This is a genomic window from Nonomuraea sp. KM90, from assembly GCF_052246675.1.
GTDB lineage: Bacteria > Actinomycetota > Actinomycetes > Streptosporangiales > Streptosporangiaceae > Nonomuraea.
The window spans coordinates 1-12,373 of the sequence record NZ_JBQQCB010000047.1 but is presented as its reverse complement, the minus strand read 5'-3'; the positions used below and the strand labels follow the sequence as shown (position 1 = coordinate 12,373).

The 12,373-nt window shown below is 71.9% G+C and carries 14 protein-coding genes; 6 read left to right on the top strand and 8 right to left on the bottom strand.

The window, feature by feature from the left end:
- The first annotated feature begins 92 nt into the window (after positions 1 to 92).
- Positions 93 to 1,448, top strand: a complete 1,356-nt coding sequence (locus ACTWPW_RS34445; RefSeq protein WP_443171073.1) for an FAD-binding oxidoreductase — start codon at positions 93 to 95, stop codon at positions 1,446 to 1,448.
- 34 nt (positions 1,449 to 1,482) lie between these two features.
- On the opposite strand, the gene pdxR is transcribed toward ACTWPW_RS34445, so the two are convergent.
- The 6 genes from pdxR to ACTWPW_RS34415 all read right to left on the bottom strand — a co-directional run bounded on the left by pdxR (position 1,483) and on the right by ACTWPW_RS34415 (position 7,501).
- The gene (pdxR, locus tag ACTWPW_RS34440) at positions 1,483 to 2,922 is read right to left on the bottom strand and encodes a MocR-like pyridoxine biosynthesis transcription factor PdxR (RefSeq protein ID WP_375112402.1); all 1,440 of its coding nucleotides are present in this window, start codon (positions 2,920 to 2,922) and stop codon (positions 1,483 to 1,485) included.
- 61 nt (positions 2,923 to 2,983) lie between these two features.
- Positions 2,984 to 4,015, bottom strand: coding sequence for a patatin-like phospholipase family protein (locus tag ACTWPW_RS34435; RefSeq protein WP_443171072.1), 1,032 nt, complete (start codon positions 4,013 to 4,015; stop codon positions 2,984 to 2,986).
- A gap of 166 nt (positions 4,016 to 4,181) precedes the next feature.
- The gene (locus ACTWPW_RS34430; RefSeq protein ID WP_375112404.1) at positions 4,182 to 4,592 is read right to left on the bottom strand and encodes a VOC family protein; all 411 of its coding nucleotides are present in this window, start codon (positions 4,590 to 4,592) and stop codon (positions 4,182 to 4,184) included.
- 136 nt (positions 4,593 to 4,728) lie between these two features.
- A complete protein-coding gene (locus ACTWPW_RS34425) occupies positions 4,729 to 5,406 on the bottom strand; it encodes a response regulator (protein WP_443171071.1) in 678 nt (225 codons plus the stop codon).
- The gene (locus tag ACTWPW_RS34420; protein WP_443171070.1) at positions 5,403 to 6,719 is read right to left on the bottom strand and encodes a sensor histidine kinase; all 1,317 of its coding nucleotides are present in this window, start codon (positions 6,717 to 6,719) and stop codon (positions 5,403 to 5,405) included. The genes ACTWPW_RS34425 and ACTWPW_RS34420 overlap by 4 nt, the downstream gene beginning before the upstream one ends.
- Positions 6,720 to 6,874: 155 nt before the next feature.
- A complete protein-coding gene (locus ACTWPW_RS34415; protein WP_443171069.1) occupies positions 6,875 to 7,501 on the bottom strand; it encodes a TetR/AcrR family transcriptional regulator in 627 nt (208 codons plus the stop codon).
- Positions 7,502 to 7,647: 146 nt separating this feature from the next.
- On the opposite strand from ACTWPW_RS34415, the gene ACTWPW_RS34410 reads away from it, so the two are divergent.
- Positions 7,648 to 8,304 carry a CatB-related O-acetyltransferase gene (locus ACTWPW_RS34410; protein WP_375112408.1) on the top strand — a complete coding sequence of 219 codons (657 nt, stop codon included), beginning with the start codon at positions 7,648 to 7,650 and terminating at the stop codon, positions 8,302 to 8,304.
- Positions 8,305 to 8,385: 81 nt separating this feature from the next.
- Here the strand turns inward: ACTWPW_RS34410 and sigJ are convergent, their stop codons facing one another.
- Positions 8,386 to 9,330, bottom strand: a complete 945-nt coding sequence (sigJ, locus tag ACTWPW_RS34405) for an RNA polymerase sigma factor SigJ (protein ID WP_443171068.1) — start codon at positions 9,328 to 9,330, stop codon at positions 8,386 to 8,388.
- 152 nt (positions 9,331 to 9,482) lie between these two features.
- Here sigJ and ACTWPW_RS34400 point away from each other — a divergent pair, with 152 nt between their 5' ends.
- Together ACTWPW_RS34400 and ACTWPW_RS34395 are read left to right on the top strand one after the other, a co-directional pair.
- Positions 9,483 to 9,986: a carboxymuconolactone decarboxylase family protein gene (locus ACTWPW_RS34400; protein ID WP_375112410.1), complete on the top strand. Its 504-nt coding sequence runs from the start codon at positions 9,483 to 9,485 to the stop codon at positions 9,984 to 9,986.
- A 68-nt stretch (positions 9,987 to 10,054) separates the two neighbouring features.
- Positions 10,055 to 10,489 carry an ester cyclase gene (locus ACTWPW_RS34395; RefSeq protein WP_375112411.1) on the top strand — a complete coding sequence of 145 codons (435 nt, stop codon included), beginning with the start codon at positions 10,055 to 10,057 and terminating at the stop codon, positions 10,487 to 10,489.
- A gap of 39 nt (positions 10,490 to 10,528) precedes the next feature.
- Here ACTWPW_RS34395 and ACTWPW_RS34390 read toward each other — a convergent pair whose 3' ends face one another.
- Positions 10,529 to 10,891, bottom strand: coding sequence for a DUF488 domain-containing protein (locus tag ACTWPW_RS34390; RefSeq protein WP_375112412.1), 363 nt, complete (start codon positions 10,889 to 10,891; stop codon positions 10,529 to 10,531).
- A 132-nt stretch (positions 10,892 to 11,023) separates the two neighbouring features.
- Between ACTWPW_RS34390 and ACTWPW_RS34385 the strand changes: the two genes are divergently transcribed.
- Positions 11,024 to 11,824 carry a helix-turn-helix transcriptional regulator gene (locus ACTWPW_RS34385; RefSeq protein WP_443171123.1) on the top strand — a complete coding sequence of 267 codons (801 nt, stop codon included), beginning with the start codon at positions 11,024 to 11,026 and terminating at the stop codon, positions 11,822 to 11,824.
- 56 nt (positions 11,825 to 11,880) lie between these two features.
- A partial coding sequence (locus tag ACTWPW_RS34380; protein WP_443171067.1) for a complex I subunit 1/NuoH family protein occupies positions 11,881 to 12,373 on the top strand: 493 nt, incomplete at its 3' end.

Here is a 12,373-nt window from a genome sequence, read left to right as displayed (position 1 = left end):
CGTTCGGACGCTAGAGCGACCCAGAATTGGTCCTCAATCGGGCGACTGGATCGGACCTCATTGCGGGTACCGATTCCTGCCAGGCTGAGTGCATGACAACCACAGCGACCCGCTTCGACGGCCGGCTCCTCACGCCTGGCGACGCCGGCTACGACACCGCCCGTACCGTCTGGAACGCCATGATCGACCGGCGGCCACGCATGATCGTCCGCGCGGCGGGCGTCGCCGACGTGGTCGCCGCCGTGCGGATGGCCCGGGAACTGGACCTGGAGATCGGCGTGCGCTGCGGCGGCCACAACGTCGCCGGTTTCGCCGTGCCGGACGACGGTCTCATGATCGACCTGACGCTCATGGGCGGCGTGCGGATCGATCCGGCCCGTCGCCGGGCCCGGGTGCAGGGCGGCGCGGCGCTCGGCGCGCTGGACCGGGCGTCCCAGGCGTACGGCCTGGCCACCACCGCCGGCAACGTCTCGCACACCGGCGTCGGCGGGCTCACGCTCGGCGGCGGCATGGGCTGGCTGGCCCGCCAGTACGGCCTGGCCTGCGACAACGTCATCTCCTACACGATGGTCACCGCCGAAGGGGACGTGGTGACCGCGAGCCGCACCGAGAACCCCGACCTGTTCTGGGGCCTGCGCGGCGGTGGTGGCAACTTCGGCATCGTCACCGAGTTCGAGTTCCGGTTGCATCGCACCGGCACGCGGACGCTGGTCGCCGAGTTCGACTTCCGCGCCGAGGACGCCGTCCCGGTCATCGAGGGCTGGCGCGACCTGAACGCCGTCGCGCCCCGGCAGGCGACGTTCACCGCCGGCGTCGGCAGCGGCCCCACCGGCCCGATCGCCACGCTGGGGTACGTGTGGGTCGGCGACCCGGCCGAGGGACGCCGGCTGCTTCCCGCGATGCGGGCGCTCGGGCGTCCCGTCGCCTCCCGCGTCACCACACCGTCGTACCTCGAACTGCAGCAACGCGACGACTCCACCGGCGGCCACACCTACCGCCGCTACTCCAAGGGGCACTACCTGCGGCGATTCCCGACCTCGGCGATAGAGGCGTTCCTGCTGCGCGGCGGCACCGACCTTAGCGCGAGCCCGTACCTGCCGGGTGTCGGCCTGCAGGCGCACGGCGGCGCGATCGCCGAGGTGCCGGAGGCCGACGCGGCGTTCAGCCATCGCGGGACGATGTTCGAGTTCGGTGCCGGGTCGCGGTGGACCGACCCGGCCGAGGACGACATCAGGATGGATGCCGCCCGCGCCGCCGGGACCGCGCTGGAGCCGTACGCGAGTGGGGTGTACGTCAACTCGCTGACGGCCGACGAGCTGGCCGACGGGCAGGGCGGCGTACGGCGGGCGTACTCGGCGGCGAAGCTGGCCCGGCTGACCGCGGTGAAGACCGCGTACGACCCGGCCAACGTGTTCCACCTGAACCAGAACATCCGCCCGGCGCGCTGACGCGCATGTCCTCGGATGTGCCGCCCGCGCGGGATCAGGGTCCCCGTACCTCCCGGATGGCCCTGGCCAGCAGCGCGACCCCCTCGGCGATGGCGCTCTCGCCGAGGATGGCGTACCCGAAGATGAGGCCGCCCGGTCCGGCGCCGGCGATCCGGTACGGGCCGACGCCGTGGATGCGGAGCCCGTGCCGCGCGGCGGCCGTCACCACCGCCGTCTCATCGAGGTCGGGCGGGAGCCAGGCGACCACATGCTGCCCGGCGGCGACCCCGGCCGGGTGCAGCTCGGGCAGGTGGGTGCGCAGGGCGTCCAGCAGCGCGTCGCGGCGGCGGCGGTACACCGGACGCATCCGGCGCAGGTGGCGGTCGAACTCGCCGCGCGCGAGGAAGTCGGCGAACGTCAACTGGTCGATGACCGGCGAACCGCGGTCGGCGAGCACCTTCGCCTCGGCGACGTCGGCGACCAGGTGCGCGGGCAGCACCAGCCAGCCGAGCCGCAATCCCGGTGCGAGCGTCTTGCTGGCCGTGCCGCAGTAGACGACATGATCGGGTGCCAGGCCCTGCATGGCGCCCACCGGCGACCGGTCGTAGCGGTATTCGGCGTCGTAGTCGTCCTCGATCACGATCGCGCCGCGGCGCTTCGCCCAGCGGATCACCTCGGCCCGCGCCGCGGCCGACAGCACTCCCCCGGTGGGCCACTGGTGCGACGGCGTGAGCACGACCGCATCGGCGTCGGCCTGGTGGAGCGCATCGACCTGAACGCCGTCCGGACCCACCGGGATGCCGACCACGTCCAGACCTGCGGCGCCGGCCAGCACCCGGGCGTCGTCGTTGGACGACGGATCCTCCAGGGCGATCCGCCTGGCGCCGTGCCGGACGAGCACCTGGATCAGCAGCGAGATGCCCTGCCCGTAGCCGCTGCAGATCACCACGTTGCCCGGGGCGGCCGATGTGCCGCGCACCCGGTTGAGGTAGTCGCACAGGGCCCCGTGCAGTTCCGGCACGCCACGCCCGTCGAGGTAGGCGAACCGGTCGTTGGGCGTGGTGGTGAGCACGCGGCGGACCGAGCGCAGCCAGGCGGCCCGCGGGAACTGCGACACGTCGGTGCGCCCGTACCCGAAGTCCACCCTGAAACCGGCTGCGCGCGCGACCGGCCGTGCCGTCGGAGCCGCGGAGCCCGCGTCGGCGGCGGCCGGCGGCATCAACGCGGCGACCTGGGTGTAACCGCCCGATCGGCTGGCGAGGTAGCCCTCGGCGACGAGCTGCTGATAGGCCTCCACGACCACCCCGCGGGACACCCCGAGACCGGCCGCGAGCGTGCGGGTGGGCGGCAGCGACGCGCCCGCGCGCAGCCGGCCGGCCCGGATGCCGGCGCGGATGGACGCCTCGATCTGCCGGTGCAGCGGCACCCCGGCGTCACGGTCCAGCTCGATGAGCAGGTCCTCGGCCGGCCCCGAACTGGTCCTCGATCGGCCCACAGGATCGGACCTTATCGGCGTGTACCGATTCCTGCCAGGCTGAGCGGCCTGCCGGGGCCGCCTATGCCGCAGCCGAGCTCCTGCCCAGGCCGTCCGACGCCTTAGCAGAGTCGCCGCCTGCCCCGCCCGCGGCCCCAGCGGGACCGTCGACCCGGTACAGGCCGGGCCCGCTGATGTGCAGCCCGTCGAGGAAGCGGCCCGCCGCGAGGGAGGCCGTGGTGATCAGCCGCCGGGAATGGCGGAAGTCCCACGGGGCGGGCCAGCTCTCGACGCCGGTGGGCAGCACGACGGTCGGAATGTCCCGGGACACCTCGCGCAGGTCACGCTCGATCTGGTCGTGCCACAGCAGCAGCCCCGCCCGGGCGGCGACCGCGCCGGCCCGTCGCGGCGGGACGGTCGGCCGCAGCGGCCAGCTTGACGGCCCCGTCGACAGCACCACCACGCTGGCCGCGCCCGCCAGCCGGGCCGCCCGCACCGGCACGTAGGCGATCACGCCGCCGTCGACGAGCGTCCGGCCCTCCCGCTCCACCGGAGGCAGGATGCCGGGAATGGCCGCGCTGGCCAGCAGCGCGGACTCGAGGTCCCCGCAGTCGAGCAGCGCCTCGGCGCCGGTGGCCAGATCCATGGCCACCGCGGTGAAGGGGACCGCCAGGTCCTCGATCCGCGACGGCAGCGCGGCCCGGGCGATCAGCCGGCGCAGGCCGCGATCGGTGCAGATGCTGGCCCGGGAGGGCAGGTAACCGAGCGGGAACACCTCGCGGCGCCGCAGGCGGGTCCACGCCCGGTCCAGCCGGGGTGCGGCCTTGCCGGGGTCGGCGGCCGCGATCGCTCCGTTGAGGGCGCCCACCGACGTCCCGACGATCAGGTCGGGGACGAATCCCCGCTGCTCCAAGGCGTACCCGACACCGACATGCGAGGCCCCGAGCACTCCCCCGCCGCCGACCACGAGAGCCACGGGACGGGGAAGCGCGTGCAGGCCCGCCGTCACCGGACCCCCGTCCGGCCGGCTCGACGACGAGGACCCCGGCCGTTCGTCGCCTCCGATGTCATGGAGAGCCGAGGAGGCCGGTCCCCGGCGATCGGTAACCCTCATGATCAGCCCTTCTCTCACCACGGCGCCTTCGTTCCTCAACTGAGACCGGTCGGCCACCCGATCTGTGACGATGTCGGCGGGGTGGGTCGTCGCGGCGATCCACGGAGCAGGAGCGGGTCAGCCTGAGAAACGGGCAGGCCGCCGTGGTCGACGATCGCCGGGCGGCTCAGCGGAGCTCCTGGACGCGGACCAGGTTTCCGGCGGGATCGCGGAAGGCGCAGTCGCGGACCCCGTACGGCTGCTCGATCGGCTCCTGGACGACCTCGGCGTCGCCGGCCGCCAGCCGCTCGAAGATGCCGTCGATGTCGGTGGTGGCCAGGATGATCCAGCCGTAGGTGCCCTTGGCCATCATCTCGGCGATGGTGCGGCGCTCGTCGTCGGTGATGCCGGGGTCGGCGGCCGGCGGCCCGAGGAGGATGGACGTGCCGGGCTGGTCTTTGGGGCCGACCGTGATCCAGCGCATCTTGCCGCTTCCGACGTCGTTGCGGACCTCGAAACCGAGGGTGTCGCGCCAGAAGGCCAGGGAGGCGTCCGGGTCGTCGTGCGGGAGGAAGGTCGTGTGGATGGTGATTTCCATGGCAGTCACGCTAGGCGTGGGCGACGCCTTCCGCCATCAGCACCGCCGGCACCCGCGGCCCGGCTCCGCCACCACGCACCCGGCCCAGCCTGCGGGACCCGCGAAGTTCGGCACCACCACACCGGGTGTTCCCGGGTCAGGATCGTTCGGGTGCTCGTGGGATGAGCAGCCCTCGGTTGAATGCCTCGGTGACGGCGGCGGCGCGGTCGTTCACGCCGAGCTTGGCGTAGATGTTCAGCAGGTGACTCTTGACCGTGGCCTCGGTGATGAACAGCAGGGCGGCGGCCTCACGGTTGGTGTTGCCGGCCGCCACGAGCTCGAGGACCTTGAGCTCGCGGTGGCTGAGCAGCTGCGGCGCGGGTGTCCTGATCCGGTTCATCAGCCGTGCCGCCACCGACGGGGACAGGACGCTCTCGCCCCTGGCGGCGGCTCGCGCACCTCGCAGCAGGTCCTCCCGGGGGGAGTCCTTGAGGAGGTAGCCGGTCGCGCCCGCCTCGATCGCCGGAAGCACGTGGGTGTCGGTGTCGTACGTCGTCAGCACCAGTACGCGCGAGGTGACGCCGACCCTGGCCAGCTCGGTGATCGCGGTCAGCCCGTCCATCCCCGGCATCCGCAGGTCCATCAGGATCACGTCGGGCTGGAGCTCCTTGGCGAGCCGTACGGCCGCGGCGCCGTCCGCGGCCTCCCCCACCACCTCGAATCCGGGCGCGGAGGCGAACATGCTGCTCAGCCCGTCCCTGACGACGGGGTGGTCGTCCGCGACCAGCAGCCGGATCGGGGGCTCGGCGGCCTGCTCAGCCGTACGATCGGTCATGTGTGGCTCCCGGCCGGCAGCGTGGGGACGCAGGCCGAGACCCCGGTGCCGGCGCCGGGCTCGGACTCGATTCGCAGGCTCCCGGACAGCCTTTCGACGCGCTGCCGCATGATGGTCAGGCCGAACCCGCCGTCGCGGGAGGCCGGCTGCGGTCTGCCGTCCGCCGCCGTACCGGCTTCGAGGCCGGCCGGATCGAAGCCCCTGCCGTCGTCTCGTACGTCCAGCGCCACCTCGTTGTCCAGGTAGGACAGCGTCACCCCGACCCGGGTCGCGTGCGCGTGCTTGGCCACGTTGGCCAGGGCCTCCTGTGCCGTGCGCAGCAGCGCGAACTCGGCCTCGGGTGCCATCGGGCGCACCGTGCCGGTCGTCGTGACCTGGATGGCGAGCCCGTGCAGCTTCGACCACCGGTCGGCGACGTCGGCGAGCGCGTCGCTCAGGCGCGCGGTGTCCAGCGGCTCGGGCCGGAGCGCGTCGACCGAGCGCCGGGCCTCGGCCAGGCTCTCCCTGGCCAGCCCCTTGACGGCGTCGAAGGGCCGGCGCCACGGGGCCGGGACCTCGTGCATCTGTTCGGCGGCCTGGAGCTGCGTGATGATCCCGGTGAGCCCCTGTGCCAGGGTGTCGTGGATCTCGCGTGCCATCCGCTGCCGCTCGTCGAGGACTCCCGCCTCCCTGGCTTGGGAGAGCAACTGGGCGTGCAGGCCGGCGTTCTCGGCGAGCGTCGCCTCCAGCAGGCGGTTCGTCCGGCTCAGCTCGGCGAGGGCCTGCACGCGCTGCTTCTTCTCGTCCTCCGCGAGCTGGAGGAGCCACGCGGTGACGCACATCATGACGACGTTGACGGCCACGATGAGCACGTAGATCGTCAGGCCGGAAGCGGTCGTCTTGGGCACGTTGGACGCCTGCGCGGTGCCGGCCAGCACCGCCACGGCGGCCACGCCCGGCAGCCGCCACGGCCAGGGGAGGACCGTGAAGGCGTAGATGTAGGCGGCGGGGGTGAACAACCCGAACGTGGGGTCGCGCACCACCAGGATCGCGGTGATCGCCACCAGCCCGGTGAAGAACACCACCATGATCCGCGGCCGCTCCCACCAGCCGGGACGCAGGGTGAACATGACCAGCATCCACGCCGCGGCCAGCCCGCACAGGCCGAGGTCGACGAGCACGGAGTCGTCGCCCGGCGCGTATCTCACCACCAGGAGGAAGACGACGAGGCCGGCCAGCAACGTGTACGGCACCACGGTGACCAGGAAGAACGGCGGCTGTTCCGGCGCGGCGATCCTGGGCTGTGGCCTCTGCCCGCTCAAAACCCCTCCCATCGTGGCGAGTCTATTCCCAGCGGAGCCAGTGGACCGCGACGATCGCGCACCCGACCGGTGGTGAGCTCCTCGATCGCTGGTGGCATGCGCGTGCTCCCTTGTCGGGCGTGGCCCGTCGGCGATCGGCCCCGTCTGGACCTACGGCTGGATGGCGATCACCGGTCGGTTGCCGGCCTGGCGAAGGCGCCGGCGGAGGCGGCGAGGACGGCCGTCCTGGCCGCCTGGTCGGGCAGGTCCGGGTCGGGTGGCGTACGGAGAAGGACCAGCTGGTGGTACACCGGTGCGGTGGCGGCGACGAGCAGTCGCCGCGCGTCGGTGTCCGGCGGGAGCTCGCCGCGCCGGACGGCCCGGCTGACGATGACCTCGCAGCGGGCGTACCGGTCCTCCCAGAGCCGCCGCACGCCGCGGGCGGCTTCCTCGGAGCGGAACGAGGCGGCGATCAGGGCTGCGACGATGGGTGGCTGCGCGGTCAGGGACTCCTGGCTCTCGTGGTTCAGCGCCACCAGGTCGCCCCGCAGGGAGCCGGTGTCCTGGGGCTGCCAGTCATCGTCGCCCGCCGCCGCGAAGACGTCGGCGAGCAGGCCCCCGACATCCCGCCAGCGCCGGTAGACCGTTGCGCGATGCACGCCCGCCCGTGCCGCGACGGCCTCCATGGTGAGCTCGTCGTAGCCGCGCTCCCCCAGCTCGGCGCGGACCGCGTCGAGAACCTGCGTACGGATGCGGCCGGTACGGCCACCCGGGCGGCGCCGGGTCGCCGGGCCGCCGTCCTCTGACGGTGGCACCGCGGGAGTCATCGCTCGTAACCCGTTTGCTCGGCAAGCAGCGTCATGACAGCATCTTAAAGTAGCAACTGTCGCATTAGTGGCGGCATCACTGCCCTTCCGAAGCGTTCACCCGCCATCCGCCAGAGTCCAAGAGGAAACGATCCATGCAACCCCTCGTCCCCGCTGACCCGACCGTGCTGCATCCCATGCCCGGGCAGCCGCGGGTGGTGCTGCTCCGGCCGCTGGTCAAGTCTCCGCTGATCGAGGTCGGGGAGTATTCGTACTACGACGACCCGGACGATCCGACCGCGTTCGAGACCCGCAACGTGCTCTACCACTACGGCCCGGAGAAGCTGGTCATCGGCAGGTTCTGCGCGCTGGGCACGGGGGTGCGGTTCATCATGAACGGTGCCAACCACCGCATGGACGGCCCCTCGACCTTCCCCTTCCCCACCATGGGCGGCTCGTGGTCCGAGCACTTCGACCTGCTCACCGGCCTGCCGAACCGCGGGGACACCGTCGTCGGCAACGACGTCTGGTTCGGCTACGGTGCCACGGTGATGCCGGGCGTACGGATCGGGCACGGCGCGATCATCGGTGCCGGCGCCGTGGTCACCTCGGACGTGCCCGACTACGGGATCGTCGGCGGCAACCCGGCCCGGCTCATCCGCAGCCGCTACAGCGCCGAGGACGTCGCCCGGCTGCTGGCAGTGGCCTGGTGGGACTGGCCGGCGGAGCACATCACCGAGCACGTACGGACGATCATGTCGGGCGGCATCGCCGACCTGGAAGCCGCCGCCCCGGGCAGCCGTCGCACGTGAGGCGGGGGTCGTCCGCGAGCCGGAGGCGGCACCACGCGGGGCGCCGACCTCATCGAGCGGATGCTGAGCTGATCCCTCACGTCAGGTGTGCTCGCAGGGTGGTCCCGCCGTCCACGGCCGGAGCTTGTCGGGGTTGCGGATGGCCCAGATGTGCTTGATCCGGTCGCCTGCGAGGTCGAACGCGTACACCGTCACGGTGACGCCGTCGCGCTGAGCGACCAGGCCGGGCCGGCCGTTGACCGTGCGCTCCAGCAGCGTCAGGTGGCGGAGCCGGCCGGCGAGGGTGACCAGGGCGCGCACGATCTGCTCGGCGCCCTGGACCGGGTGGAGCAGGGCGCCGGCGGCGCCGCCGCCGTCGGCGATCACGGTGGCGTCGGGGTCGAGCAGGTCGATGAGGGCGTCGATGTCCTTGGCCTCCCAGGCCTGCTTGAAGTCCCTGACGATGCCGGCCCGCTCGGCTGCCCGGGCCGCGGGGGCCTGCGCGGCGCGGATGCGGCGGCGGGCCGAGGAGGCCAGCTGGCGACATGCCGCCGGAGTACGGCCGACGATCTCGGCCACCTCGGCGAAGGGATAGCTGAAGACGTCGTGCAGGATGAACGCGACGCGCTCGGCCGGGGTCATCGATTCGAGCACGACCAGGAAGGCCATGTTGACGGACTCGTCGAGGGTGACCCGGTCGGCCGGGTCGCCGCCGGGCCGCGCGTCGATCCACTCGGTGGGTTCGGGCAGCGGCTCGGGGATCCACTCGCCCACGTAGGTCTCCCGCCGGGCCCGGGCCGAGGAGAGCAGGTTGAGGCAGATGCGGCCGGCGACCTTGGTCAGCCAGGCACCGGGAGCCTCGATGGCGTCCTGCTGCGGCTGCGGCAGGGCGTACCAGCGGGCGTAGGTCTCCTGTACGACATCCTCGGCGTCGGCCAGGGAGCCGAGGAGGCGGTACGCGAGATTGATCAGCTTGCGCCGCTCGTTCATGATCGCGCTCAGACCCGGATCGGACCCGTCGTGTCCTGGCTCGGATTGGGTGACCATCGTGTCGCTGACTCCCTCGGTGGTGACTGCCCTCACCAGTTCGACAAGACAGGGCAGCGAACTGTGAGGTCGGCGGGCCGCCTCACATTCCGGGGTGCTGTGTTGTCGAACTGGGTGAGGCACCGCTGAGACCGAGAAAGGACGACCTCACCATGTCCACGCCCACGACGACCGCCAAGACGCCCGAGTCGCGTCTGCCCGACCTCACCCAGTTCTTCCCTGAACTGGGCGCACTGTCCGCAGGCGTGATCAAGGCCACCCGGAACGGTTCGGTTCCGCCGGCCACCCTCAGCCTGGTGGTGCTGCGCGCCGCGCAGGTCGTCGGCAGCACGTACCACGCCGTCCGGGTGACCGACAGTATCCGCAAGGCCGGGGAGGCGGAGGAGCGCATCACCGCCGTGGCGACCTGGCGGGACGCCCCCTACTTCACCGACGCCGAGCGCGTCGCGCTGGAGCTCGTGGAGGCCGTCCTCACCCCGAACCCGTCCGGGGAGCGGGTCCCCGACGAGCTGTTCGCCCGGGCCCGCGGCCACTACGACGACAAGGCGCTGTGGACGCTCACCATGGCGATCGGCCACTTCTGCCTGTTCATGCCCGTGGCTCTCATCGGCAAGCCGATCCCCGGCAGGCCCATCGGAAAGAACTACAGCAAGTAACGCGTGCCGGCCCTGATGTGAGCGGCCACAACCACCCGAACGTTCATCTCGACCCGAGGAGGAACCCCATGTCAGCAGCCCAGGCCACCAGCAACAAAGAGATCTTCCGGCGCTTCCATGAGGCCGTCAACAGCGGCGATGCGGAGATCATCTCGAAGACGTTCGACGAGGTCGTCGTCCCGGACGTGCTGTTCCACGCGCCGGTGCCGAGCGAGGCGACGGGGCTGCGGGCGCTCAAGGACGTGTGGGCGGTGCTCCTGCGCGCCTTCCCCGACATCCACGTCGCGATCGAGGATCTGATCGCCGAAGGGGACAAGGTCGTCTCCAGGAACACGGTGACCGGGACCCACCTGGGCGAGTTCAGGGGCCTCCCGCCGACCGGCAGATCCATCACGTACAACGAGATCTTCATCGTCCGCCTCGACGGCGGCCGGGTCGTGGAGATCTGGGGGGTCGTGGACGCGCTCTCGCAACTGCGGCAACTCGGCGCCATCCCCGCCTAGCGAAGCCGCTCCCCGGCACGGAGCAAGGTCGGCGACCACTCAGGCCCGAAGCAGCTCGGCGAGCACCGCCGCCGAGCTGATCTCGGCATCCCTGGTGGCGGTGAGCAGAGTCAGCCCACCGTCGGCGGCGAGCTCGCGCAGGTGTGCCACGGCCTGCGCCCGCTCGGGGAAGGCCAGCTCGGCGCGGTAGCGGCGGGCGAACTCGGGGAAGCGCTCGGGGTCGTGGTGGTACCAGGTGCGCAGCTCTGGGGAGGGCGCGACCTGCTTGCACCACTCGTCCAGATCGAGCTCGGCCTTGGCGACGCCGCGCGGCCATATGCGATCGACCAGCACTCTGGCGCCGTCTTCCGCCGTCGGTTCCTCGTAGACCCGGCGTACCCGGATCCGGCTCCCGCGTGCCATCGCTGCCTCCCCCTGCCCCTCTCCTACCACCTGCCCAGGTTGCCCGAAGTCACGCAGGGTGAAGAGCCATCCCTCCATGAGGGGGAGCCGCCATGACGGGGCCGGTGGGCTTGGGGCAGGCTTGCCGGCGTGATGGCGATTCACTCGCTGCCCACGCAGCCCCAGGCGGAGCCGTACCAGATGATCAGCCGCCTCCCGCCCCAGCACCTGCGTCCGTACGTGCTGGGGTGGGCCGGCTTCCGCACCCGGGCGGGAGAGCCCGCCCCGCCCAGCCGGATGCTGCCGCTCAACGCGGCCACCCTGATCGTCGACTTCACCGGCATGGGGCCGATCGTGACCGGTCCCCGTGCCACCACGACGTTCTCGGCCCGTACGCCGTGGCGGCACGGGGTGGCGGTCGGGCTCACCCCCGCGGGGATGGCGGCGCTGACGGGCACGCCCGTACGCGAGGTGGCCGGCACCACCGCGCGGCTGGAAGACCTCCTCGGCGCCCGTGCCGAGGAGCTGACCGACCGGCTGATCGCACCGGCGAGCTGGGCGGACCGCTTCCGCCTGCTGGAGGAGCGGCTGACGGCGTGGCTGCGCCCCGACGCCGGCCGCGACGACCTGATCATGCACGCCTGGTGGCGGCTGCAGGAGCCGTCCGGCCCGCCCACCATCGGGTCCCTCGCCGACGAACTGGGCGTCAGCCGCCGTCACATCGAGCTCGGATTCCGCCGGCTGGTGGGCTTGTCGCCCAAGACGGTGGCCCGGATCGCCCGGTTCCAGCGAACCGTGGACACGTTGAGACGGCCCTCGGCCACGCTGGGCGACGCCGTCGCCTGCGGTTACGCCGACCAGCCGCACCTCACCCGCGAGATCCGGGCGATGACGCAGATGACGCCGAAACAGCTGTTCGCATTCGTTCAATACACCGAGCCGCGCACCGGCTAGCGTGACCTTCCGCTCCGGACCGAACGAGTGCCGGGGGAAGGAAGGGGCAACACGTCATGGCAGGCGTTCTCGCGGCCGATCCCACCCTCGCCGACTTCGGCAAGGACCCGCTGTGGATCACCATCGTCAAGGCCGTGATGCTGTTCCTCTTCCTGGCGCTGGGCGTCGTCTTCGGGGTCTGGTTCGAGCGCAAGCTGATCTCGCGGATGCAGAACCGCTACGGGCCCAACCGGGCCGGTAGGTTCGGCCTGCTGCAGTCGGTCGCCGACGCGATCAAGATGGGCTTGAAGGAGGACCTCTTCCCGCGCACGGTGGATCGCGTGCTCTACCTGCTGGCTCCGATCATCATGGTCGTGCCGGCGTTCCTGGCCTTCTCCATCGTGCCGTTCGGGCCGGTCGTGAACCTGTTCGGCGTGCGGACACCGCTGCAGCTGGTCGACCTGCCGGTGGCGGTGCTGTTCATGCTGGCCATGGGCGCGGTGTCGGTCTACGGCGTGGTGCTGGCCGGGTGGTCGTCGCGTTCGCCGTACGCGCTGCTGGGCGGTCTGC

Coding starts and splice junctions, on each gene's coding strand:
- sigJ (WP_443171068.1), bottom strand. CDS start 9,330: ATGGTCACCCAATCCGAGCCAGGACACGACGGGTCCGATCCGGGTCTG.
- ACTWPW_RS34430 (WP_375112404.1), bottom strand. CDS start 4,592: ATGGAAATCACCATCCACACGACCTTCCTCCCGCACGACGACCCGGAC.
- ACTWPW_RS34425 (WP_443171071.1), bottom strand. CDS start 5,406: ATGACCGATCGTACGGCTGAGCAGGCCGCCGAGCCCCCGATCCGGCTG.
- ACTWPW_RS34395 (WP_375112411.1), top strand. CDS start 10,055: ATGTCAGCAGCCCAGGCCACCAGCAACAAAGAGATCTTCCGGCGCTTC.
- ACTWPW_RS34390 (WP_375112412.1), bottom strand. CDS start 10,891: ATGGCACGCGGGAGCCGGATCCGGGTACGCCGGGTCTACGAGGAACCG.
- ACTWPW_RS34385 (WP_443171123.1), top strand. CDS start 11,024: ATGGCGATTCACTCGCTGCCCACGCAGCCCCAGGCGGAGCCGTACCAG.
- ACTWPW_RS34410 (WP_375112408.1), top strand. CDS start 7,648: ATGCAACCCCTCGTCCCCGCTGACCCGACCGTGCTGCATCCCATGCCC.
- ACTWPW_RS34420 (WP_443171070.1), bottom strand. CDS start 6,719: ATGGGAGGGGTTTTGAGCGGGCAGAGGCCACAGCCCAGGATCGCCGCG.
- ACTWPW_RS34445 (WP_443171073.1), top strand. CDS start 93: ATGACAACCACAGCGACCCGCTTCGACGGCCGGCTCCTCACGCCTGGC.
- ACTWPW_RS34435 (WP_443171072.1), bottom strand. CDS start 4,015: ATGAGGGTTACCGATCGCCGGGGACCGGCCTCCTCGGCTCTCCATGAC.
- ACTWPW_RS34400 (WP_375112410.1), top strand. CDS start 9,483: ATGTCCACGCCCACGACGACCGCCAAGACGCCCGAGTCGCGTCTGCCC.